The following is a 22417-nucleotide window of genomic DNA, read 5'->3' on the forward strand; positions in this document are numbered from 1 at the left end:
CATCAACCCGGACGGGGTCGTCCGCGCCTGCTCAAGCGCAAGGTGCTGCCCGAGCACGTCGCCGACGCCGTCTTCGCGCTGACCGGCGGCGACCTCACCCGGACGACCGGTCTGCACGTGCCGGTGGACTCCGGGGTCGCGGCGGCGTTCCTCCGGTGACGCAACGGGAGCTGACCCTCGCGGCCGTCGACCTGGGCGCCTCCAGCGGCCGGGTGATGGCCGTGCGGGTCGGTCCGGGGGAGCGGTCGAGGGCGGGCTGCCCGAGCTGCGGGCGACGCAGGAGGTGCGCACGTACACCCCGTCCCCCGGGGCCGGGGCCCCCTGGGCCGCTGCGGGGGCCCGGCTGCGGCCCTAGGGTCGAGCGCATGATCGGGCGAGCGCCCTTCGGCGCGACCGGGCACGAGTCCAGCCGGGTGGTCTTCGGTGCCGCGGCGCTGGGCCGGGTCTCGAAGGGCGACGCCGACCGCGCGCTCGACCTGCTGCTCGAGCACGGCGTCAACCACATCGACGTCGCGGCGAGCTACGGCGACGCCGAGCTGCGGATCGCCAGCTGGCTGGAGCGGAACCCGGGCACGTTCTTCGTGGCCACCAAGACCGGGGAGCGCACCTACCGGAGGGCGCGCGACGAGATCCACCGCTCGCTGGACCGGCTCGGCGTCGACTCGGTCGACTCGATCCAGCTGCACAACCTGGTCGACGTCATCGAGTGGGAGACCGCGCTCGGCGCGGGCGGCGCGCTCGAGGCGGCGGTCGAGGCGCGCGAGCAGGGGCTGGTGCGCTTCATCGGCGTCACCGGCCACGGCCTGTCGGTGCCCGAGATGCACCGGCGCAGCCTGGAGCGCTTCCCCTTCGACTCGGTCCTGGCGCCCTACAACTGGGTGCAGGTGCAGGACGAGCGCTACGCCGACCGGTTCGAGGCGCTCGCCGCCGTCTGCGCGGAGCGCGACGTCGCCCTGCAGACGATCAAGAGCCTCGCCCGGCGCCGCTGGGACGGCCGGGCCGCCACCGCGGCCACCTGGTACGAGCCGCTGCGCGAGCCCGCCGACGTCGACCTCGCGGTGCACTGGGTGCTCGGGCGGCCGGAGGCGTTCCTGCTCACCACCGGCGACGTCGAGCTGCTGCCGCTGCTGCTCGACGCCGCCGAGCGCTTCGAGCGCCGTCCGGACGACGGGGAGATGGCCGCGCTGGCCGCCCGGCAGGAGGCGACCCCGCTGTTCGTCTAGTGGGCGTACGCGGCGGCCGGGGTCTCCTGCGGCTCGGCCAGCCGCCACGGGCGGACGACGACCACGAGCACGCCGACCGCCAGCACCAGCGCGGCGACGATGACCTCACCCATCGCGACCGCGTCGTTGCCGAGCATGCCGACCAGCGGGGAGACGGCGGCGCCCACCCCGAACTGCACGGCGCCGAGCAGCGCGGCGGCCGATCCGGCCGCGTCGCCGTAGCGCGACAGCGCCAGCGCCGGGGCGTTGGGGAGGCCCAGCCCGGCGGCGAAGAGGATCGCCCACAGCGGGGCCACCACCGCGGGCAGCCCGCCGGCCCCGGTCGCCGCCAGCCCGACCAGCACGGCGCCGCCCAGCGCCCCCGCCACGGTGGCGGTGAGCAGGATCTGCGCGGGCGACCACCGGCGCAGCAGCAGCGGGTTGAGCTGCGTGGCGGCGATCAGCCACACCGCGCCGGCGCCGAAGAGCAGCCCGAACTCCTGCTCGTCGAGGCCGAACTGCCGCTGGTAGACGAACGACGACCCCGAGACGTAGGTGAACAGCGCCGCCATGGTGAGGCCGGCGACCACCACGAGCCCGACGTAGGACCGGTCGCGCAGCAGCATGCCGTAGGTCCGCACGGTGCCGGCGATGCCGCCGCTGCGCCGGCGGGCCGGCGGCAGCGTCTCGGGCAGCGCCAGGGCGCCGACGACGAGCAGGACGACGCCGTACGCGGCCAGGACGGCGAACACGCCCCGCCACGAGGTGAAGCGGAGCACCTCGCCGCCGAGGGTGGGCGCCAGCACGGGCGCGACGCCCATGACGAGGAAGAGCCGGGAGAGCATGGTGGCGGCCGCGCGGCCGTCGAAGAGGTCGCGGACCACGGCCAGGGCTACCACGCCGGCGGCCGCGGTGCCCACGCCCTGCAGCACCCGCAGCACGGAGAGGACCGCCAGGTTCGGCGCCAGCAGGACCAGCAGCGAGGCGACGACGTGCAGCGCGACCCCGGCCAGCAGCGGCCGCCGGCGGCCGAGCGCGTCGGACCACGGGCCGACGACCAGCTGGCCGACGGCCAGGCCGACCAGCGTGCCGGTGAGGGTGAGCTGGACCGCCGCCGACGTCGTCCCCAGGTCGGCCCGCAGGGTGGGCAGCGCCGGCAGGTACATGTCGATGGTGAGCGGACCGACGGCGACGAACGCGCCGAGGATCAGTGCCAGCCGGGCCATGCCGAGCGGTCGGGGATCGGAGGTCGGCTGCGCTGTGCTCACGCGAGGGCCAAGTCGCTCCCGGGTGGGTTCATTCCGCAACCACCTCGCTCACGGGGAACGGTGGTGCGGATCGCTCTCGGTGGGCGCCGGCACCAGCCCGTCCTCCACCGCGCGCACGTACAGGTCGCGGCGGGTCGGGGCCGGCCGGCCCACCTCGGAGTACTTGGCGCGGATCCGGCGCAGGTGCGTCTTGAGCGTCTCCCGGTCCATGCCCAGCTCCCGCGCCACGGTGGGCAGCAGGTCGCTGCCCGACACATAGGCGACGAGCACCTCCCGCTGGCGCGGGGCGAGGCGGGGACGGCGGACCGCCGCCGCCCCGCCGCGCGAGAACCCCCCCGCCAGCGTCTCCGCCGGGTCGGCGTCCCGGGGCAGGACGACGAGCGCCATCCCCCGCGCGCGCAACCGGGTCGCCGCCGTGCTCCGCGGGGGGACGGCGAACACGCAGACGTCCACCCGGCTGCCGAGGACGAGCAGCAGCTCGGCGTCCTCGGCCCAGGCCACGAGCTCGGTGCCCGGGACGCCGCGCACGGCGGCCGACAGGCAGCGCCGGTCGCGCGCGTCGTCCGCCACCACCGCCACGCGGCGCGGCGGGGAACCCCCGTGCTGCACCACCGTGCTCCTCTCGCCCGATCCCGGTACGGTCTCACCCGTTTCGTCCGACTGCAGGTGGACGGCGGGTTCCGATACCGCGGGGGCCCGGGAGGTGGCGGGTGGCGGAGCGTGCGCCGGGGCACCGGACGGTGTCGTTGCACGAGTGGCACACCCTGGGCCCCGACGGCCTGCCGGTCCGGCACCGGACCGTCCACGTGCTGCGGGCGCTGCGCTCCGGGCTGGGCTCGTACACCTACCGCTTCGACAGCCGGGAGGCGCGGGTGCGCGCCGTCCGCGGGGTGCGGGCCGGCCGGCCGTACCCGGACGCCGACGGGTTGATGGCGGTCGACCTCGAGTTCCCCCGGCCGCTGGCGGCGGGCGAGACGGCGTCGTTCGAGTACGAGACGCTCTTCGAGTGGCGTTCGGTGCCCACCCCGGAGATCCGGCGGGTGATGCGCCAGCGGGTCGAGCGGCTCGACATGCGCGTGGAGTTCTCCCCCGAGCGGCTGCCGGCGCGGCTGGAGTGGGCCGTGTGGGACGGCTTCGGTCCCGATGCGCGGATCCGGGCCGCCGAGGAGGTCGTGCTGGACGACGAGCACGCCGCCCACCGGTTCGTCGACTCGGCCGAGGGCGTCGCGGTGGGCTTCACGTGGACCTGGCCGCCCGGACGGGAACCGGTTCCGCCCATCGGGTGACGCGGCTCACGTGGAAGACGTCTGAGACGACTGGCAAGGTGGGGCATGGCAGCGCCGTCGCCGGCCCTGCCGTCCTCGGGCGCGACAGCGTCGTCGCGCCCGAGGCTCATCCTGCCACCCGGGCCAGCCGGGACCCCGCGACGAACGCCCCGATGTCGTCGACCACGCGCACCGCGGACGTGCCCGGGGGCACCTGCGCGGTCCCGGACCCGCCGGCGAGCGGGAAGGCGGCGAGCACGTTCCCGCCGGCGCTCAGCGCCTCCGCCGCCGTCCCGCCCCGGGGGCCGCTCACCACGAGCCAGCCGGGCGGGCCGTCGCCGGGCGGCAGCGGGATCCGGGACACCGCCCAGCCGGCGGGGACGGCGACGACCCGGTCCAGGAGCGCCGTCCCGGCGGCGGCCGGCCGGGTGGACACCACCCGGGGGACGGCGTCCGGCGCGGTCGCCGCGACGCTGAGCCAGGCGACCGTCGCCCCGCTGGGCAGGGTGACCCCGACGAGGACGGCGCGGCTCCTCTCGTCGCCCACCGGCCCGGCGGCGAGCAGCGCGGGGGAGACCCGCTCGGGCAGCAGCCCGTAGGCGCCGACCATCTCGTGCAGCACGGCCTGCAGCTGCGCCTCGTCGACCGTGGCCCGCAGGCCGCGCGGGTCGGCGGGGTCGATCGGCGCGGTCGCCGCGGCGGCGCCGCGGGCGCTCAGCAGGGGGGCGACCGTCAGCGGCGTCGCGCCCCGGGTCACCACGAGCCGCCCGGCCGTGAAGTCGCCGTCGGCCGGCGCCGCGGGCGGTTCGGCCGTCGCCACGGCGACGCCGTCGTGCAGCGGCAGGGTGGTGCGCAGCCGGGTCTCCTGCCCCGCCGCGTCCACCACGCGGCCGGTCAGCAGCTCGACCTGGTCGCCGGGCAGCGCCACCACGAGGAGCAGTCCGCCGCGGCCTGCCCCGCGCGGCACGTCCCACAGCGCGAGCGGCTCCCGCGGGCCGACGGGCACCGGTCCGGCCGCCAGGACCATGCCGTCCGGCCCGCTGCCGGCCGGGCCGGTCAGCCAGACGGCGGTCGGCCGGCTCGGCGCCCCCGCGAGGACGAGGGCCAGCCGTACGCCTGCCGCGTCGCCGGCGTAGGCGACGTGCCGGTCCGGCGGCAGGTCGGCGAGGGCGCGGGCGGCGGTCAGGGCGGCCAGCCAGCCGTCGTCGCCGGCCAGCGAGCCGCGGGTCGGCAGGTCGAGCAGGCCGGTGCCGGCCGTCTCCGGCGGGGTCGGTGGGCCGGGCTCGGCCGCGGTCAGCCGCACCGCGGCGAAGACCAGCAGGAGGGCGAGCGCGGCCCCGAGGAGGCCGCCCCGCGGCCGCCGCCGGACCGCGCCGTCGTCGTCCACCGGCCTACTCGCGGCAGAGGATGCCCGACTGGAAGAACGTCGCGCTCAGCTCGTCGACCGTGCGGCCGGCCGTCCACTGGACGTAGACGTTGTAGACGGCGAGGTCGGGGTCGGTGAACGTGAGCATCTGGAACGGCTCGCCGCTGCCCGGGTAGAGCGCCTGCGTGAACTGGCCGAGCGTCTCCCCCTCGGTGCAGTACCAGGTGGTGATCAGCTGGTTGTTGCCGAAGTTGAAGCTGGCGAAGATCCGCGTGACGGTCGCCGCGTCGGGGAAGCGGTTGAGCGAGACCTCGATGCCGTTGTCGAAGGTGCAGAGGACCCGCTCGACCGCCTCGGTGCCGGTCGCGTCGAGGAACGCGCAGGTGTGCGGGGCGACCGGCCCGTCGAGGGAGCGGTCGGCCGCGGGCGGCACCAGCTGCGGGAGGAAGTCGGCCAGCGGCTGCATGCCGGCCCAGGGGGCGACCACGGCCACCGTCGTGCTCGACGTGCGGCCGCCCTCACCGTTCGCGTCGACCGCGACGACCTCGTAGCTCAGCCGCCCCACCTCGGCCTCGGGATCGGTGTACGTCGTCTCGGTCACGCGGCCGAGCTGCTCGCCCTCGCGCAGCACCTCGTAGTGCTCCGCGCCGGGGACCTCCGCCCAGTCCAGCGTCACCGTGAGCCCGTCGACCGCGGGCGGGGACAGCCGGGGCGCGGCGAGGGCGGCGACGACCTCGCCGAAGGAGGCCCGCTCGGAGCGCTCGCCGTCCGCGGCGACGGCGGCGACCTCGTAGAGGTAGCCGATCCCGCCGTCGACGGTCGCGTCGGTGTAGCCGGGGGACTCCGTGTCGGCGAGGCGCGCACCGTCCCGGTAGACCTCGTAGTGGTCGGCCCCGGGGACGGCGTCCCAGTCGAGCCGGACCGCGCCCTCGGCCGTCGAGGGGTCCAGCCCGCCCGGGGCCCGGAGCCCGCCGGACACGAGCAGCAGCGTGGTGACGGTCGCGACGAGCGCGAGCACCAGCAGGCCGACGCCGACCAGGAGACCGCGCCGGCGGCGCGGCGGCCGTCCCGGGGCCTGGGCGAAGCGCTGCCACGGGGGCGGGGGGACGGCGCCGGGCGGACCCTGCGGCGGGCCCTGCGGCGGGCCCTGCGGCGGGCCCTGCGGCGCACCCTGCGGCGGCGGTCCGGCGGGACGGGCGGGGGGCGGCGGGGCGTCGGGCCGGGTCGCCGTGGCGAGGGGGTGCGCGGGCGGCACGTCGCGGGGCAGCTGGAGCGAGGTGGCGGGAGCGGCGGCCGGGCGGACGACCGCGGCGGGCAGCGGCGGCGGCGGTGGGGGAGCGGCGGACCGGTGCAGCGCCTCGGCCAGCTCGCCGCAGGCGGCGTAGCGCAGCCCGGGCTCGGCGGCCATCGCCCGGCGGACGACGGCGCCCACGGCCTCGGGCAGGTCGGGCCGCTTGGCCGCCAGGTCGGGGACCTCGCCGCGGACCTTGGCCGCGTAGAGCGCCTCGATGCCGAGGTCGGCGAACGGGCGCTCGCCGGTGAGCAGCTCGTAGAGCACCACGCCGAGGGCGTAGACGTCGGTGCGGGCGTCGACCGCGCGGCCCTCCAGCTGCTCGACCGGGGCGTAGGCCATCGTGGCGACGAAGGAGCCCGCCTGCGTCAGGTGCGTGTGGCCGGTGACCGAGGCGATGCCGAAGTCGGTGAGCATGACCCGCTCGCCGCTGCCGGTGCCGGTGGGGGCGAGCAGGATGTTGTCGGGCTTGACGTCGCGGTGCACCAGCCCGTGGGCGTGGGCGTGGTCGAGCGCGTCGGCCACCGCGGTGACCACGGCGACGGTCCGCCGCAGCGACATCGGGCCGTGGGTGCGCAGCTCCGCGGCGGCGTCCGTGCCGCGCACGTACTGCATGCTGATCCAGAGCTGGTCGCCCTCCATGCCCCGGTCGTAGACCGCGACGATCGAGGGGTGGCTCAGCCGGGCGGCGGCGTCGGCCTCCCGCTCGAAGCGGCCGACGTAGGTGGCCTCGGAGGAGAGCGCGGGGTGCAGCACCTTGAGCGCGTCGTGCCGCGGCAGCCGCGGGTGGCGCGCGAGGTAGACGGCACCCATGCCGCCCTCGCCGATCAGCCCCTCGATCCGGTAGCCGGCGAAGACGGCGCCGGTGGTCAGCACGACGTCACTCCTCCCGCTTCCCGCTCGGCCCCGGGTCCGAGCTGGGACAGGGGCACGGGGATGATCCCCCACGGAGGGCGTTCGCGGTGCGGGTTCGTCCCGCCTCGTTTCAGCACCGTCCGGTGGGGAAGCACCAGCCGGGACGGCGCCCAGCGCGGGGCGCCGGATCGGGAGGTGCCCGCGTGAAGATCGCCAAGGACGAGCTGGTCCGCGTGCTGCGGACCGAGGGGGACAACGAGACCGCCGACAGGGCGGAGAACTCGCTGCCCGACGAGGTCGACACCGACGGGGACGCCGGTGCGCTCGAGTCGATCGGCCTGGACCGCTCCACGCTGCAGGCCAAGCTGGCCGGCGGCTCGCTCGGTGGCACGCTCGCGCCCTGACGTCCCGCGGCTCAGCGGCGGCGGCCGAGGCCGACGGCGAGGTCGACCAGCTCGAGCACCAGCTCGCGGTCGACGTCGTCCCCGACGACCACCTCGAGGTACCGCACGGTGCGCAGCCCCTCGCCGCGCAGCCGGCCCTCCGGGTCGGGCAGCTCGGCGCCGCGCTCGAGCACGAGCCGGACGCGGTCGGCGAGCGGGAACAGGCCCGCCACGTAGCCGGCGGTGGGGTGGCGGTAGTTGAGGCTGTGCCAGCCGGGCCGCACCCGCTCGGTCAGCTCGGGGTGGCCCTCGAGCAGCACCCGCCGCAGCTCCAGCGTCGTCCGTGCGACGTCGTCGGTGTGCTCGTCGAGCAGCTGCTGCACCTCGGGAGGGACGGTCACCGGGGGAGTGTGACCGGCCCGCCCGACAGGATCACCCGGCGTAGGGGCGCTCGCGCTCCAGCTCCTCGCGGGCCACCGAGCGGATGTGCACGGCGTCCGGACCGTCGACGATGCGCAGCGTGCGGGCGCTGGCCCACATCCGCGCCAGGCGGGTGTCGTCGCTGACGCCGGCGCCGCCGTGCACCTGGATGGCGCGGTCGATGACGTCGAGGCACACCTTGGGCGCGGCCACCTTGATGGCGGCGATCTCGGTGCGGGCACCCTTGGCGCCGAACTTGTCGATCAGGTCGGCGGCCTTGAGCACGTACAGCCGGGCCTGGTCGATCTCGATCCGCGACAGCGCGATCTGCTCGCGCACGGTGCCCTGCTCGGCCAGCGGGCGACCGAAGGCCACCCGCGCCTTCGACCGCTCCACCATCAGCGCCAGGGCGCGCTCGGCCATGCCGATCGCCCGCATGCAGTGGTGGATGCGGCCGGGACCGAGCCGGGCCTGGGCGATCATGAAGCCGTCGCCCTCGCCGGACAGGATGTTGGAGACCGGGACGCGGACGTCGGTGAACCGCAGCTCGCTGTGCCCGTGCTGGTCCTGGTAGCCGAAGACCGGCAGGTGCCGCACGATCTCCAGGCCGGGGGTGTCGCGGGGCACGAGCACCATCGACTGCTGCCGGTGGGGCGGGCCGTCGGGGTCGGTCTTGCCCATGACGATGAAGATCTGGCAGCGCTCGTCGGCGGCGCCGGTCGTCCACCACTTGCGGCCGTTGATCACGTACTCGTCGCCGTCGCGGACGATCGAGGTCTGGATGTTGCGGGCGTCCGAGGAGGCCACGTCCGGCTCGGTCATCGCGAAGCCAGAGCGGATCTCGCCCTCCAGCAGCGGGGCCAGCCAGCGCTGCTTGTGCTCCTCGGTGCCGAAGAGCATGAGGGTCTCCATGTTGCCGGTGTCCGGCGCACCGCAGTTGGTGACCTCGGGGGCGATGACCGGCGACCAGCCCATGATCTCGGCGACCGAGGCGTACTCGAGGTTGGTCAGGCCGCCGAGCTCGTGGTGGAACAGGTTCCACAGGCCGCGCCGGCGGGCCTCGGCCTTGAGCTCCTCCAGGACCGGGGGGTGCTCGTGGTTGTCGTGGCCGCGGGCCGCGCGCCACTCGTCGTAGACGGGCTCGGCGGGGAAGACCTGCTCCCGCATGAAGTTCCACATGCGGCCGCAGACGTCTTCGGCGCGTGCCGACAGGGCGAAGTCCATTCCCGGAACGTAGCCGCCCCTGTGACCTCCGTCGCGGCGGGGTGGCCCGCCGCGTCAGCGCCCGGGCGGCTCGTCGGGCGGGCGCAGCTCGTCGGCGCAGTCGCACCACCAGCAGACGGCGAGCGGCGAGGCGATGAGCAGGACCAGCCCGACGGCGCCGACCACCACGGGCCCGAGCAGGACGGCGGCGGCGACGACGGCAGCCGCGAGCAGCCCGGCGACGACGAGCGACCAGCCGGGCGGTCCGGTGCGGCCGCCCGGCGGAGCGGACGCCGCCTCGGCCGCGGTGATCACCGGCCGGCCCGCCGGCGTGGGTCCGGCGCGCAGCAGCGCGGCGAGGTGCGGGTCGTCGCGCTCCAGCGCGGCGCCCAGTGAGCGGAGGACGTGTTCGTCGTCCATGGCCGCCGTCCCTCGGGTCGGTCGGACCGCCCGGCGGTCCGTCGCTGCGCCGTTCCCCGTCAGCGGCGGTTCACACCTGGACCCGGCCGGGTCCCGCGGACGTTCCCGTCGCGGTACCGGCCGGCTCCGGTCGGGTCAGGCGCGCAGCGAGTGGCCGCCCACCGCGCTGCGCACCGGGCCGAGGGCGATCGCCGCGCCCAGCAGCGCGGTGACCAGGTGCAGGATGTTGTCGGCCCAGTTGAGGGCGAGGAAGTCCCAGTCCTCGCCGACGGCGAACAGGCCGTAGACGAAGGCCGCCCCGTAGCCGGCCGCCAGCAGCCAACCGTAGGTGCGGGCGCCGGAGAGCGTCCGGGACAGCACCAGGCCGGCGATGCCGATGACCAGGTGCACGATGTTGTGGAGCGGGTTGATCATGAACCCGATCAGCGTCTCGCCGGTGTGCGCGGCGAAGTCGTCGAAGCCGGTCACGAAGAACCCGATGATGCCGATCAGCGTGTAGATCGCGCCGATCACGAGGCCGGCGAGCTGCGGCCAGGTCAGGCCGCGGGCGGAAGTGGTGCGGTCGGTGGACATCCGTGTCCTCCAGGTGCGGGGAGCGCGTCGGTTCGCGCGCCTCCAACGGTCCGCGCGACGGCGCCGTCGTCAAGACCTTCCGGAACGGTGCGATCCGGTCGTGACCGTCCGCCTCGCCAGACGCACCCGAGGCCGGGTCCCCGGACGGGGACCCGGCCTCGGGAGAGGAGCCGGTGATCAGGCCCGGCGGCTGTCCACCGCGGTCCGGACGGGTGCCAGCGCGATGACCAGGCCCACGAGCGCGGTGGCGATGTGCAGCACGTTGTCGGCCCAGTTCAGGTTGAGGAAGTCCCAGTCCTGCCCGACGGCGAAGACGCCGTAGAGGAAGGCAGCCCCGTAGCCGAGCGCCAGCAGCCATCCGTACGTGCGCGCACCGGCCAGGGTGCGGGCCAGCAGGAGGCCGGCGATGCCGATCACGATGTGCACGATGTTGTGCAGCGGGTTGATCATGAACCCGAGCAGGTGCTCGTCCTGCCCGTGACCGGCGAAGTCGTCGAAGCCGGTGATGAAGAAGCCGATGATGCCGATCAGCAGGTACACGGCCCCGAAAGCCAGTGCCAGCATCTGCGGCCAGGTCGTGCCCCGGCGGTCTGCGCCGGTGTTGCCCGCCGAAGCGGCCATAGTGTCCTCCAAGACGTTCTGCAACCCCGCCGGTGTCTCGACGGATCCGATGCGTCCGATACCCAGGGGATGCCATCTGCAACCGATGTCACCCGTCCGGGTGGGGCGCAACCGAGCGCCCCGCACCCGGTGTTCGGGCGCGGGGCGCGGGGCGGTTCGCTCAGGCCTGGGCGGGCCGGGGGGTGCGCTTGGGGCGGCGGACGACGAACGGGCCGATGGCGAGCAGGTCGACCGGGGCGGAACCGAAGCACTCCAGCGCGTCGCGCGGGTCGTCGACCATGGGCCGGCCGGCCGTGTTCAGGCTGGTGTTGACGACGACGGGCAGGCCGGTGCGCCGCTCGAAGGCCGAGATCATGCGGTGCACGAGCGGCTCGGTCCGCGGGTCGATGGTCTGGATCCGCGCCGTCCCGTCGACGTGCGTGACGGTGGGGATGCGGTCCTTCCACTCGGGTGCGACGTCGTGGACGAACAGCATGTAGGGGGAGGGGATGGGGCCGCGGCTGAAGATCTCGGGCGCCCGCTCGAGCAGCACCATCGGGGCGACGGGGCGGAACTGCTCGCGACCCTTGACGTCGTTCATCCGCTCGAGGTTGGCCTCGAAACCGGGGTGGGCGAGCAAGGACCGGTGGCCGAGGGCGCGAGGGCCGTACTCGCTGCGGCCCTGGAACCAGGCGACGATGCCGTTGTCGGCGAGGACCTCGGCCACGGCCTCGGCGACGTCGTCGGGCCGCTCGTAGTCGATGGCGGCGGTGTCGAGCCACTTCCGGATCTCGTCGTCGCTCCAGCCGCGGCCCAGCGCCGCGCCGGGCATGGGCTCGGTGCGCTCGCCGAGCTCGTGGGCCACGTGCAGGGCGGCGCCCAGCGCGGTGCCGGCGTCGCCGGCGGCGGGCTGGACCCAGACGTCGTCGAACGGCGTCTCGGCGAGGATCCGGGTGTTGGCGACGCAGTTGAGCGCGGTACCGCCGGCCATGGTCAGCGCCTTGTCGCCGGTCTGCTCGTGCACCCAGCGGGCCAGCTCGACGAGCACCTCCTCCAGTCGCGTCTGGACGCTGGCGGCCAGGTCGGCGTGGTCCTCGGTCCACTGCTCGTCCTTGCCGAGGCGCGGGGCGAACTCGGAGAAGTCGATCTTCTCGGTGACGAAGCCGCCGTCGCCGGTGGCGCGGATCAGCTCGGACAGCTCACCGAGGAAGCGCGGCTTGCCGTAGGAGGCCATCGCCATAACCTTGAACTCGTCGGAGCTGCGCAGGAAGCCGAGGTGGTGGGTGAGCTCCTCGTACATCAGGCCGAGGGAGTGGGGGAGCGCCTGGCCGGCGAGGACCTCCAGCCGGCCGTCGACGTAGCGGCCGGCGAGGTGGCTGTGCGCCTCGCCGCGGCCGTCGAGGACGAGGACGGCGTTGTCGCGCTGCGGGGCGGCGAGGCCGGCCGAGGCGGCGTGGGCGACGTGGTGCTTGACGAAGCGGACCTTCGCCGGGTCGAGGCCGGGCAGGGCGTGGGCGAGGAAGTCCGGCGCCATCTCGGCGTACTTCTTGCGCATGGTGTCGCCGTCGTCGAACAGCCCGGTCTCCTCGGGGGTGACCATCAGCGCCGGGTCGAAGGAGTAGGCGACGGCGTCGAGCTCCTCCGGGCGGATGCCGGCCTCCTCGAGGCACCAGGCGGCCGAGAGCTCGGGCAGCTCCCAGGCGCTCCACGGGAGGGGGCGCTTGCCGTGCTTGCGCCGGCTGAACCGCTCCTCCTCGGCCGCCGCCACGACCCTGCCGTCGACGACGAGCGCCGCCGCCGGGTCGTGGTAGATGGCGTTGATGCCCAGGACCTTCACGCGGGGACTCCTCTCGGCCGGGCGCTGCGCCCGGTCCTGTTTCCGAATGATCACGGGTGGCCGGTCACCCTGCAGGGTGAGCGCCCGAACGGGTGACGGTCAGGCGGGCCGGGCCCTGAGCAGGCCGTGCTCGGTGACGGCGGCGAGGCCGAGGGTCTTGTAGCCGACCTCGTCGAAGAGGACGACGACGCGGTCGTCCTCCACGCGCATGACGACGCCGGCGCCCCACTCGGAGTGCTCGACGGGGGTCTCGACGGGGAAGGGGGTCTCGTCGTCCTCGGGCTGCTGCTGGGAGAGGCCGGCGGAGCAGTTGTCGCAGTTGCCGCAGGGCTCCTCGAGCTGCTCGCCGAAGTAGCCGAGGAGGAACTGGCGGCGGCACTCGGTGGTCTCGGCGTAGCCGCGCATCATCTCGACGCGACTCTGGTCGACCCGCTCGTGGTGCTCGGCGAGCTCGCGCGCGGCGGCCGCGGCCTGGGACGGCTTCGGCGCGTCCTCGGCGGGGTGGGCGGCGCCGTCCTCGTCGAGCACGACGGCGGAGACCTGCTCGAGGAGGTTCAGGTCGCGGGCGAGGGGCGTCGCGGCGCGGCCGGTCTCCTCGCGCAGCGCCTTGACGTCGACGCCGTCCTCGATGCCGGCGGCCTCGGCCGCCGCGACCAGGCCGGCGACCTGCTGCAGCTCCTCCTCGGGCGGGATGCCGGCGGCGAAGAACCGCCGCAGGCCGAGGTCCTCCTGGCGGTAGACGAGCACGGCGAGTGCGGGCTGCCCGTCGCGGCCGGCGCGGCCGATCTCCTGGTAGTAGCTGTCGATCGAGTCGGCGGGTTCGGCGTGGACGACGAAGCGGACGTCGGGCTTGTCGATGCCCATGCCGAAGGCGGTGGTGGCGACGACGACGTCGAGCTCGTCGGCCATGAAGGCTTCCTGGGTCTCCTCGCGCTCGGAGGCGCGCAGGCCGGCGTGGTACGGGCTGGCGCGCAGGCCGCGTTCGGTGAGGGCCTCGGCGAGCTCCTCGGTGCCCTTGCGGGTGGCGCTGTAGACGATGCCCGGCGTCTGCCGGTCGCCGACCTGGTCGAGGACGCGGTCGAGGACGGCCTGGTGCTTGCCGTGGGCGTCGGCGTGCTGGTCGACCTCGAGGCGGATCTCGGGGCGGTCGAAGCCCGCGACGACGACCTCGGGGTCGCGCATCTCGAGCCGCTCGACGATCTCGGCGCGGACCGGTGGTGCGGCGGTGGCGGTGAGGGCGAGCACGGTCGGGTGGCCGAGCTGCTCGATGACGCCGCCCAGGCGCAGGTAGTCGGGGCGGAAGTCGTGGCCCCAGGCGCTGACGCAGTGGGCCTCGTCGACGACGAAGAGCGCCGGACCGGCGTCGCGGACGGCGTCGACGACGTCGGGCTTGGTGAGCTGCTCGGGGGCGAGGAAGACGAAGCGGACCGTTCCGTCCCCCAGCCCGGCGAGGGCCTCGCGCTGCTCCCCCGCGGGCAGGCTGCTGTTGAGCTGGGCGGCGCGGCCGACGCGCTCCTCGCCCAGCTCCACGAGCCGGTCGACCTGGTCGCGCTGCAGGGCGATCAGCGGCGAGACGACGACGACCGGACCGTCGAGCAGCTGGCCGGCGACCTGGTAGATCGACGACTTCCCGGCACCGGACGGGAGGACGGCGAGGGTGTCACGGCGGGCGGCGACCGACTGCATGGCCCGCTCCTGGCCGGGGCGGAAGTCGTCGTGGCCGAGGACGTCCCGGGTGATCTCCCGGATCCGGCGGGTGCGGACCGACGCGGAGTTCCCGGCGGGGTTGTCGTCGTCGTCTCGTCGGCGTGGAGGCACCGGCTCAGGCTGCCCGGCCCCCTCCCGTGGCAAACGGTGCGCCTCGCCACCTGCCGGGCCGCCCACCGGCGTTCCAGCGGGAACGCGTCAGAGGCTCACGGCCACGGTGGCCGCCAGCTCGCGGACCGCCTCCAGGTCGTCCTTGCCCGGGCTGCCGGTGAGGCTCAGCGGTGCGGCGACCTGCTTCCACCGCAGCGCCCCGGTGATCTTGTGGACGGCGGTCAGCGCGCCGGCGGTGTCGTCGTTGCCATGCACGTAGACGCCGTAGGGGAGGCCGACGGTGGCCTCGAGGCAGGGGTAGTAGACGGTGTCGAAGAAGTGCTTGAGCGCACCGGACATGTAGCCGATGTTCGCCGGCGTCCCGAGCAGGACGCCGTCGGCCTCGAGCAGGTCGGCTGCGCCCGCCGACAGCGCCGGGCGCAGGGCGAGCTCGACCTCGTCGACCATCGCGATGCCCTCCTTCGCGGCCTCGAGCACCGCCTGCATGGCGGGGGAGGGCGTGTGGTGGACGACGAGCAGCCGGGGCACCTGCGCATCATCGCGCCCGGGTGCGGAGGGCGTTCCCGCGGGAACGCCCGGTCAGCCGGCCGGCGGGACGCCGGCCTCGGCGGCGAGGCGGCGGAGCAGGTCGCGGTTGCCCATGAGGACGCCGACCGCGTACCGCACGTCCAGGGGGTCGTAGCGGTCCTGGATGGTCTCCGGGAGGTCCGGTGCGCCGTGGGGGAAGAGGGTGGCGTCGAGCCGGGCGCGCAGAGCGGTGGGCCCCGGCGCCGGAGGTGTGCCCCGGTGCGGCGGGATGCCGGGCCGGGCGCCGGCTCGGGCGCTGCCGGCCCGCGCGTTCCCGGGGCGCCTGCTGCCGGGGCGCCCGCTGTCAGGGCGGGGAGCGGGACGGCGTGGCGCGAGGGCGGGACGGCGGGGTCGCCGGCGCGATCGGCGACGGGGTGCAGGTCCGGCGGCGTCGGTGGTCGGTCCCTCGGTGGGCAGGGCGTCAGCGGGCGGTGCCTCGGTGCGCGGTGAGTCGGTGGGGCGGCGGCCGGGCGTCGTGTCGAAGGGGGCGATGCCGGCGAACGCCTGGTCGGTGGCCGCATCGGTGGACTCCAGGCCGGTGAGACCGCCGGCGAAGGTGGCGTCCGCGGTGCCCCACACGCGCCGGCCGTCCGGGGCGGTGACCACCAGGCGGCCGCTCTGCCGGCTCATGACCAGGTCCTCGTCGTGGACCAGGCCGTGGTCGGTGTCGCAGAGCAGGACCAGGTTCGCCAGGTCGGTGCGGCCGCCGTGCAGCCAGTGCCGCACGTGGTGGGCGTGCAGCCGTTCGATGCGGGACTCGGGGCAGCCCGGCCGGATGCAGCCGCCGTCGCGGCGCAGCAGCGCCCGGCGCTGGGCCTTGGTCGCCAGCCGCTTGCGCCGGCCCACGGCGAGCGGTTCGCGGCCGCTGGAGATCATCGCGACGACGGTGGCCTCGCACAGCAGCCGGCGGGCCGTGGCGCCGGTGATCGCCGGGCCGCCCTCGAAGTACGCCCGTCCGGCGGCGGTGTCGTCGGCGAGCACCGCGGCGTCGGCGTGCACGACGACCTCCCGCCGCGGCGGGTCGCCGGGGCGGCGGTCGAGGTCGACGCGGGCCCGGCTGAGGGAGCAGAGCGCGGCGACCCGGCGGGCGGTGGTGCGCTCGCGGGCCAGGCCGACCGCGGCGTCCTCGGCGCAGCGCTCCTCGACCTCCCGGTCGACGGTGCCGCCGGCGGCGCGGACCTGCTCGTGCCGCGCCCGGGCCCTGTTGCTCTGCGCCCGCTCGCGGCGGGCCTCGCGCTCGGCCAGGGAGTCGATGGCGGTCATCAGGCCCGCCCCGTCGTCGGCGCGGCCGCGCACCCGCAGGGTGAAGAACCCGTCGCCGTCGGTGGAGTACTCGAAGACGAGGTCGTTCTCCGGGTGGTGCACCGCGGGGAAGCGGGGCCTGCCGCCGGCGTCGGTGTCGGGGTGGTCGGAGTGGGGATCGGCCCGGCGCCAGGCGCGGGCGAATCGCTCGACCTGGCTGGCGGTGGCGTCGATCGCGAACTCCAGCAGCGAGGCCTCCGTGTCCGGGGCGGCGACGCGGGTGATCGCGCGGACCTTGGAGTAGGACAGCCGGCCGGCGGCGAACGCGCCCTCGATCCGGGGCAGCTCGCGCAGGGCCCGGGCGACGCGGACGTGCTCGCGTGCGGCGCCGGGGCCGAGGCCGCACTGCCAGGCCAGCCAGTGCGCGCAGGACTTGATGCCAACGCCGTGCCAGCCGCCGCGCTCGTCGAACTCGGCCACCAGCCGCAGCCAGGCGGCGCTGGCCGCGGCCAACCGCACGGCTCCCGAGGTGATCGCCCAGGCGAGCTCCTTGAGGGGCGAGCCGGACGGGTGCTCGGCGACGACGTCGTCGCCCACGCTGGTCGAATGCATGTTCGAACGGTAGCGCCTACGGCTGACAGAACCCGCAGGTCAAGTCGCTACAACGGATGGCCGAAGGTGCACTGGCGCCAGGGGTGGTGGGACACGCTCGACGCGCCGATCGACGCCGTGGGACGTTCCCGCGGGAACGTCGGGGACGCGTCAGCGGAGGGGCGACCGTCGGCGGCCGACGTCCGCGTGGCCGAGGGCACCTGGCTGGCGAACCAGCTGCCGTGGCGGTGCCGGCACTCACCCGACAGGTCGTTCGACGCCGTGGGCCGGGGGCGCGGGGCCGCCCCCCCCCGGCCCGCCCCGCCCCCGCACCCGCCCCCCCCCCCCCCGCCCCCCCCGGGGCCGCCCCCCGCGCGCGCCCCGGCCCCGCCGCGAGCGCCAGGATCACGAGCCCCAGCGCAGGGACGACCGCCGGGTGCCGACGTCGGCGCGGTCGGCGGCGGCCTGACCGGCGAACCAGCCGCCGCCGTCGACCGAGGCGCGGCTGCGGCTGCTGCGCACGCGCGGGAAGAGCTCCGTGAACGCCGACTCGACCGCCGCCTGGCGGCTGCGCAGCACCGGCAGGAGGTCGACCCCCTTCTCCGCGGCCGCTTCTGCGGTGGCCTGCTGCCGAGCCTTCGTCAGCCGCTCCCCGATCCGGTGCGCGTACCCGAGCAGGAACGCCCGGCGGAACGACCGCGACGCCGACCGCTGCCCCGCCCGGCGCTCGGCCGCGGTCAGCGCCTGCGCGACCTGGAGCAGCAGCGAGGTGAAGAGGAGCTCGACGGCGTCGAGGTCGGCGGGCATCCCGACCAGGTTGGCGATGCCCAACGAGCGGTACCAGACCAGCCGCACGTCGTTGGCCTCCGCGACCGCGCCGAGCAGCTGCATCTTCGCCCGCACGTACGGGTCGTCGACGTGCACCCGCCGCGTGCCCACCCCCGCCGGCGCGGGACCCGCGCCGGCGTCCAGCAACGCGGCGTCCACCGCGTGCCGGGCCATCAGCTCCTGCGCCTTGGCGGTCAGCGCCTCGGCCTCCTCGGGGAACTCCGTCGACTCCGCCTTCGCCAGCAGTCCGCGGATCCGCCGCAGCACCCGGGCGTCGTCCGCCGACGGCGCATCGGCCACGGCACGGGCCGCCGGCCACCGGGACGGCGGCGGCACCAGCTGGTCGATGCGGGCGGCACCGCCCAGCACGCCGACGAGCCGGAGCACGATCCGCCACGCCTCGGCGGCCGGTCGCCGGTGGGCCCCCTGCCAGGCGGCGACGACGTCGGGCGCCCCGGGCGGCAGGGCACCGAGGTCGTGCAGCTGCGCGAGCCACGTGTCCGGCGCCCGCCGCTTGGCGTCGCTGCGCCGGGCGTGCTCGCCGATCAGGGCGACGGCGAGCGGCACGGAGGCCGCCGTCGCCTCCCGGCGGGCGGCGTGCACCAGGTCGGCCGGCTGCCAGCCGCGCTCCCACGCCTCGTCCAGCGCCGCCGCCAGCGCACGGGTCGCGATACCGCCGGGGTCGACGCTCGGGTGGTGGACCGCCAGCGCATCGGCCAGCTCCTGCGCCACCCCGGCATCGCCGAGCACGCCGTTGCGGTTGCGGAGGAGCTCGGCCAGCCAGGCGTCGTCGAACACGCCGGCCATGCTGCCCCGCCCGGGCCGGACCACCGGAGCACGAGCTGTGGACGGCGGGGCGTCGTCCACAGGCGGAGGTCCGTTGTGCCGGGCGCGGCTCGGCGGGACCATGAGCGCCCCGCCGTCCCCCCGGATCGGGAGCTGCCATGAGCGAGACCACCAGCCTGCGGCGCCTGAGCGGACTGCCGGAGACCCCGGCGTCGTGGCGGGACCAGACCCTCGTGCTGGTCGACTGCCAGAACACCTACACCCGCGGGGTGCTCGAGCTGGACGGCGTGCAGCAGGCGCTCGACCAGGTCGAGGAGCTCCTCGACCGGGCGCGCAGCGCCGGGATCCCCGTGATCCACATCCAGCACGACGCCGGTCCGGGATCGCCCTACGACGTGCGGGCCGAGATCGGCGCCATCGTCGACCGGGTGGCCCCGCGGGGCGACGAGCCCGTGGTCGTGAAGGACCGCCCCAACGCCTTCGTCGGCACCGACCTGGAGGCCCGGTGCGCGGCCTCGGGCCGGGACGTCCTGCTCGCCGGGTTCATGACGCACATGTGCATCAACTCCACCGCGCGCGGCGCCTTCACCCTGGGGTACCGGCCGACGGTGGTGGCCTCGGCGACCGCCACGCGGGACCTGCCCGGGCCCGAGGGCACCGTCCCGGCCGCCGCGGTCCAGACGGTGAGCCTGGCCGCGATCGCCGACCTGTTCGGGCTGGTCGTGCCCGACGGCCGGGCGATCCCGGACTGAGCAGGGGGCGGCGGGCCTCCCCGTCTAGGGTCTGGCCGTGGCCGCCTCCTACCGCATCGCCGAGGCCGCGGAGCTGCTCGGCGTCAGCGACGACACGGTGCGCCGCTGGATCGACAGCAACCGGCTCCCCGTCCGCCGGGAGGGCGGTGGCCCGGCCCGCGTGGACGGCGCCGACCTGGCCCGCGTGGCCGCCCAGCTGCACGAGGCGCCCGACCCCGGCACCACCCGGTCGTCGTCCGCCCGCAACCGGCTGACCGGCATCGTCACCCGCGTCCTCCGCGACACCGTCATGGCGCAGGTGGAGATCCAGGCCGGGCCCTTCCGGCTCGTCTCGCTCATGTCCCGGGAGGCCGCCGACGAGCTCGGCCTCGAGGTCGGCGTGCGCGCCGTCGCCACCGTCAAGGCCACGCAGGTGAGCGTCGACATCCCCTAGCCACTTGCGCACCTGCGGAGGCTGGTGATCCCCTGTTCCGCACCCGCGGAACAGGAGGACGTGCGTGAGGCGCTCAGCACTGCTCGTCGCGGCCCTGCTCACCCTCAGCGCGTGCGGGTCGTCCGCCGCCGACACCGGCAGCGGGACGACCGACCCGACGGCGCAGGACGACGCGCTCAGCGGGACCCTCACCGTCTTCGCCGCCGCCTCCCTCACCGACGTCTTCGGCGAGCTCGGCGACCAGCTCATGGCTGAGAACCCGCAGCTGGAGGTCCGGTTCAACTTCGCCGGAAGCTCGCAGCTGGCCACCCAGGTCACCCAGGGCGCGCCGGCCGATGTCTTCGCCAGCGCCAACCAGGCGCAGATGACCGTGGTCACCGACGCCGGGCGTGCCGAGGGCGACCCGACCGTCTTCACCCAGAACGTCCTCGAGATCGCCGTCCCCGCGGGCAACCCCGCCGGCGTCACCGGTCTGGCCGACTTCGCCGACCCCGACCTCACCCTCGCCGTGTGCGCGCCCGAGGTCCCCTGCGGCGCCGCCGCCGAGCAGGTCTTCGAGCTCGCCGGCGTCGACGCGCGGCCCGACACCCAGGAGGAGGACGTCAAGGCGGCGCTCAACAAGGTCCAGCTCGGCGAGGTCGACGCCGCGCTGGTCTACGCCACCGACGTCGTCGCCGCCGGGGACGCCGTCGAGGGCATCGCCTTCCCCGAGGCCGAGCAGGCGGTCAACGACTACCCGGTCTGCGTCCTCGCCGACGCGCCGAACGCCGGGGCGGCGCAGGCGTTCGTCGACCTCGTGCTCTCCGACGAGGGGCGGCAGGCCCTCGAGGACGCCGGCTTCCGCACCCCGTGAGCCGGCGCGCACCCGGGGACGGCCACGTCCCCCTCCCCCTGCTCGTCCCCGCCGCGATCGGTGTCGCCTTCCTCGTCCTGCCGCTGGTGGGGCTGCTCGTCCGCGCCCCCTGGTCGGAGCTCGGCGCCCGCCTCACCGAGCCCGAGGTCGGCGAGGCGCTGCGGCTCAGCCTGGTCTCGGCCACCCTCGCCACCGCGGTCTCGCTGGTCCTCGGCGTCCCGCTCGCCTGGGTGCTCGCCCGCACGCGCGTCCGCGGCCGCGCCGTCCTGCGGGCGCTGGTCACCGTCCCGCTGGTGCTGCCGCCGGTCGTCGGCGGGGTCGCGCTGTTCCTCGTGCTCGGCCGCCAGGGCCTGGTCGGCCAGTGGCTCTACGAGACGACCGGCCTCAGCATCCCGTTCACCACCACGGCCGTCGTCATCGCCGAGACCTTCGTCGCGATGCCCTTCCTGGTGATCAGCGTCGAGGGTGCGCTGCGCGCCGCCGACGCCCGGTTCGAGGACGCCGCGGCCACCCTCGGCGCCGACCGCTGGACCACCTTCCGCCGCGTCACCCTCCCGCTCGTCGCCCCCGGCGTCGCGGCCGGCGCCGTCCTCTGCTGGGCCCGGGCGCTGGGCGAGTTCGGCGCGACCATCACCTTCGCCGGCAACTTCCCCGGGACGACGCAGACGATGCCGCTGTCTGTCTACCTCGCCCTGCAGAGCGAGCCCGACGCGGCCATCGTGCTCTCGCTCCTGCTGCTCCTGGTCTCGCTGGCCACCCTGCTCCTGCTGCGCGACCGGTGGCTGGGACGGGCCGCCGCCGCATGACGCTCACCGCCTCGTTCGGCGTCCGGCGGGGGGCCTTCGGCCTCGAGCTCGACCTCGACGTCGCCGACGGCGAGGTGCTCGCCGTCCTCGGGCCCAACGGCGCCGGCAAGTCCACGGTCCTGCGCGTCCTGGCCGGCCTCCTGCCGCCGGACACCGGCCGCGTCCACGTCGGGGACGACGTCTGGGACGACGTGGCCGCCGGCGTGCACGTGCCCGCCCACCGGCGCCGGCTCGGCATGGTCTTCCAGGACTACCTGCTCTTCCCCCACCTCTCCGCCCTCGAGAACGTCGCGTTCGGGCTGCGCACGCGGGGGACCGCCCACGCCGAGGCGCGCGCCCGGGCGGCCCGCTGGCTCGACCGCGTCGGCCTGGCCGACCTCGCCGACCGCCGCCCCGGCCAGCTCTCCGGCGGCCAGGCTCAGCGGACGGCGCTGGCGCGGGCGCTGGTCACCGACCCGGCGCTGCTGCTGCTCGACGAGCCGCTCGCCGCCCTCGACGCCCGCACCCGCCTCACCGTGCGCGCCGAGCTGCGCCACCACCTCGCCGACTTCCCCGGCAGCACCGTGCTCGTGACCCACGACCCCGTCGACGCGATGGCGCTGGCCGACCGCGTGCTCGTGCTCGAGGAGGGGCGGGTCGCGCAGAGCGGCACCCCGGCCGAGATCGCCCGCCGTCCGCGGACCGACTACGTGGCCCGCCTCGTCGGCCTCTCGCTGCTGCCCGGCACGGGCGAGGGGACGACGGTCCGGCTGGACGGCGGCGGGGTGGTCGCGGTCGCCGAGGAGGCGGCCGGGCCGGTGTTCGTCGCCGTCCGCCCCGAGTCGGTGGCCCTCTACCTCACGCGCCCGGACGGCAGCCCGCGCAACGTCTGGCTCCTGACGCTCACCGGCGCCACCCCGCACGGCGCCACCGTGCGCTGCGAGCTCGACGGCGAGGTGCCGCTGGTCGCCGACGTCACGGCGCAGGCCTTCGCCGAGCTCGGCCTGGCGCCGGGCTCGGCGGTCTGGGCGGCGGTCAAGGCCTCCGAGGTCGCCGTCTACGCGCGCTGAGAGAGTGGC

The 22417-nt window shown here is 75.8% G+C and carries 22 protein-coding genes; 8 read left to right on the plus strand and 14 right to left on the minus strand.

Features of this window, described 5'->3' with window-relative positions; all coding sequences use genetic code 11:
• Nucleotides 1-365 precede the first annotated feature (365 nt).
• Nucleotides 366-1223, plus strand: a complete 858-nt coding sequence (locus ACI797_RS04540) for an aldo/keto reductase (RefSeq protein ID WP_456857314.1) — start codon at nucleotides 366-368, stop codon at nucleotides 1221-1223.
• Here ACI797_RS04540 and ACI797_RS04545 read toward each other — a convergent pair.
• Nucleotides 1220-2470, minus strand: a complete 1251-nt coding sequence (locus ACI797_RS04545) for a multidrug effflux MFS transporter (protein ID WP_456857315.1) — start codon at nucleotides 2468-2470, stop codon at nucleotides 1220-1222. The two genes, ACI797_RS04540 and ACI797_RS04545, sit on opposite strands and share 4 nt — an antisense overlap.
• Nucleotides 2471-2518: 48 nt before the next feature.
• A complete protein-coding gene (locus tag ACI797_RS04550; protein WP_456857316.1) occupies nucleotides 2519-3082 on the minus strand; it encodes a hypothetical protein in 564 nt (187 codons plus the stop codon).
• Between the two features lie 98 nt (nucleotides 3083-3180).
• Here ACI797_RS04550 and ACI797_RS04555 point away from each other — a divergent pair, with 98 nt between their 5' ends.
• Entirely contained in the window at nucleotides 3181-3756 is a 576-nt protein-coding gene (locus ACI797_RS04555) for a hypothetical protein (protein WP_456857317.1), read from the plus strand.
• A gap of 106 nt (nucleotides 3757-3862) precedes the next feature.
• Here ACI797_RS04555 and ACI797_RS04560 read toward each other — a convergent pair whose 3' ends face one another.
• Both ACI797_RS04560 and ACI797_RS04565 read right to left on the minus strand, forming a co-directional pair.
• Nucleotides 3863-5122: a hypothetical protein gene (locus ACI797_RS04560; protein WP_456857318.1), complete on the minus strand. Its 1260-nt coding sequence runs from the start codon at nucleotides 5120-5122 to the stop codon at nucleotides 3863-3865.
• A gap of 4 nt (nucleotides 5123-5126) precedes the next feature.
• Nucleotides 5127-7268 carry a protein kinase domain-containing protein gene (locus ACI797_RS04565; protein WP_456857319.1) on the minus strand — a complete coding sequence of 714 codons (2142 nt, stop codon included), beginning with the start codon at nucleotides 7266-7268 and terminating at the stop codon, nucleotides 5127-5129.
• 182 nt (nucleotides 7269-7450) lie between these two features.
• Between ACI797_RS04565 and ACI797_RS04570 the strand changes: the two genes are divergently transcribed.
• On the plus strand, nucleotides 7451-7651 hold the full coding sequence (locus ACI797_RS04570; protein ID WP_456857320.1) for a hypothetical protein: 201 nt from the start codon (nucleotides 7451-7453) through the stop codon (nucleotides 7649-7651).
• A gap of 11 nt (nucleotides 7652-7662) precedes the next feature.
• Here ACI797_RS04570 and ACI797_RS04575 read toward each other — a convergent pair whose 3' ends face one another.
• The 10 genes from ACI797_RS04575 to ACI797_RS04620 all read right to left on the minus strand — a co-directional run bounded on the left by ACI797_RS04575 (nucleotide 7663) and on the right by ACI797_RS04620 (nucleotide 18527).
• Complete coding sequence (locus ACI797_RS04575; protein WP_456857321.1) at nucleotides 7663-8031, minus strand: DUF1801 domain-containing protein; 369 nt, start codon at nucleotides 8029-8031, stop codon at nucleotides 7663-7665.
• Between the two features lie 31 nt (nucleotides 8032-8062).
• Nucleotides 8063-9274 carry an acyl-CoA dehydrogenase family protein gene (locus ACI797_RS04580; RefSeq protein WP_456857322.1) on the minus strand — a complete coding sequence of 404 codons (1212 nt, stop codon included), beginning with the start codon at nucleotides 9272-9274 and terminating at the stop codon, nucleotides 8063-8065.
• A 54-nt stretch (nucleotides 9275-9328) separates the two neighbouring features.
• Complete coding sequence (locus ACI797_RS04585) at nucleotides 9329-9673, minus strand: hypothetical protein (RefSeq protein WP_456857323.1); 345 nt, start codon at nucleotides 9671-9673, stop codon at nucleotides 9329-9331.
• A 135-nt stretch (nucleotides 9674-9808) separates the two neighbouring features.
• Nucleotides 9809-10246 carry a DUF4383 domain-containing protein gene (locus ACI797_RS04590; protein ID WP_456857324.1) on the minus strand — a complete coding sequence of 146 codons (438 nt, stop codon included), beginning with the start codon at nucleotides 10244-10246 and terminating at the stop codon, nucleotides 9809-9811.
• A gap of 177 nt (nucleotides 10247-10423) precedes the next feature.
• The gene (locus ACI797_RS04595; protein ID WP_456857325.1) at nucleotides 10424-10867 is read right to left on the minus strand and encodes a DUF4383 domain-containing protein; all 444 of its coding nucleotides are present in this window, start codon (nucleotides 10865-10867) and stop codon (nucleotides 10424-10426) included.
• A gap of 160 nt (nucleotides 10868-11027) precedes the next feature.
• On the minus strand, nucleotides 11028-12683 hold the full coding sequence (locus tag ACI797_RS04600; protein ID WP_456857326.1) for a carbamoyltransferase family protein: 1656 nt from the start codon (nucleotides 12681-12683) through the stop codon (nucleotides 11028-11030).
• 99 nt (nucleotides 12684-12782) lie between these two features.
• A complete protein-coding gene (locus tag ACI797_RS04605) occupies nucleotides 12783-14501 on the minus strand; it encodes a RecQ family ATP-dependent DNA helicase (RefSeq protein ID WP_456857327.1) in 1719 nt (572 codons plus the stop codon).
• A gap of 87 nt (nucleotides 14502-14588) precedes the next feature.
• On the minus strand, nucleotides 14589-15029 hold the full coding sequence (locus tag ACI797_RS04610) for a flavodoxin family protein (RefSeq protein WP_456857328.1): 441 nt from the start codon (nucleotides 15027-15029) through the stop codon (nucleotides 14589-14591).
• 51 nt (nucleotides 15030-15080) lie between these two features.
• Nucleotides 15081-16922: a DUF222 domain-containing protein gene (locus ACI797_RS04615; RefSeq protein ID WP_456857329.1), complete on the minus strand. Its 1842-nt coding sequence runs from the start codon at nucleotides 16920-16922 to the stop codon at nucleotides 15081-15083.
• A gap of 384 nt (nucleotides 16923-17306) precedes the next feature.
• Nucleotides 17307-18527: a DUF2786 domain-containing protein gene (locus tag ACI797_RS04620; RefSeq protein WP_456857330.1), complete on the minus strand. Its 1221-nt coding sequence runs from the start codon at nucleotides 18525-18527 to the stop codon at nucleotides 17307-17309.
• A gap of 146 nt (nucleotides 18528-18673) precedes the next feature.
• On the opposite strand from ACI797_RS04620, the gene ACI797_RS04625 reads away from it, so the two are divergent.
• The 5 genes from ACI797_RS04625 (at nucleotide 18674) to ACI797_RS04645 (ending at nucleotide 22408) form a co-directional block, all read left to right on the plus strand.
• Nucleotides 18674-19267: a cysteine hydrolase family protein gene (locus ACI797_RS04625; RefSeq protein WP_456857331.1), complete on the plus strand. Its 594-nt coding sequence runs from the start codon at nucleotides 18674-18676 to the stop codon at nucleotides 19265-19267.
• A gap of 37 nt (nucleotides 19268-19304) precedes the next feature.
• Nucleotides 19305-19700 (plus strand): TOBE domain-containing protein, encoded by a 396-nt coding sequence (locus ACI797_RS04630; RefSeq protein ID WP_456538401.1) that lies wholly within the window; start codon nucleotides 19305-19307, stop codon nucleotides 19698-19700.
• A gap of 64 nt (nucleotides 19701-19764) precedes the next feature.
• Nucleotides 19765-20553: a molybdate ABC transporter substrate-binding protein gene (gene modA, locus ACI797_RS04635; RefSeq protein WP_456857332.1), complete on the plus strand. Its 789-nt coding sequence runs from the start codon at nucleotides 19765-19767 to the stop codon at nucleotides 20551-20553.
• Nucleotides 20550-21359: an ABC transporter permease gene (locus ACI797_RS04640; RefSeq protein ID WP_456857333.1), complete on the plus strand. Its 810-nt coding sequence runs from the start codon at nucleotides 20550-20552 to the stop codon at nucleotides 21357-21359. The genes modA and ACI797_RS04640 overlap by 4 nt, the downstream gene beginning before the upstream one ends.
• A complete protein-coding gene (locus tag ACI797_RS04645) occupies nucleotides 21356-22408 on the plus strand; it encodes an ABC transporter ATP-binding protein (RefSeq protein ID WP_456857334.1) in 1053 nt (350 codons plus the stop codon). Before ACI797_RS04640 ends, ACI797_RS04645 begins: the two co-directional genes overlap by 4 nt.
• Nucleotides 22409-22417: the final 9 nt, after the last annotated feature.

It is taken from the genome of Geodermatophilus sp. SYSU D00691, from assembly GCF_054050275.1.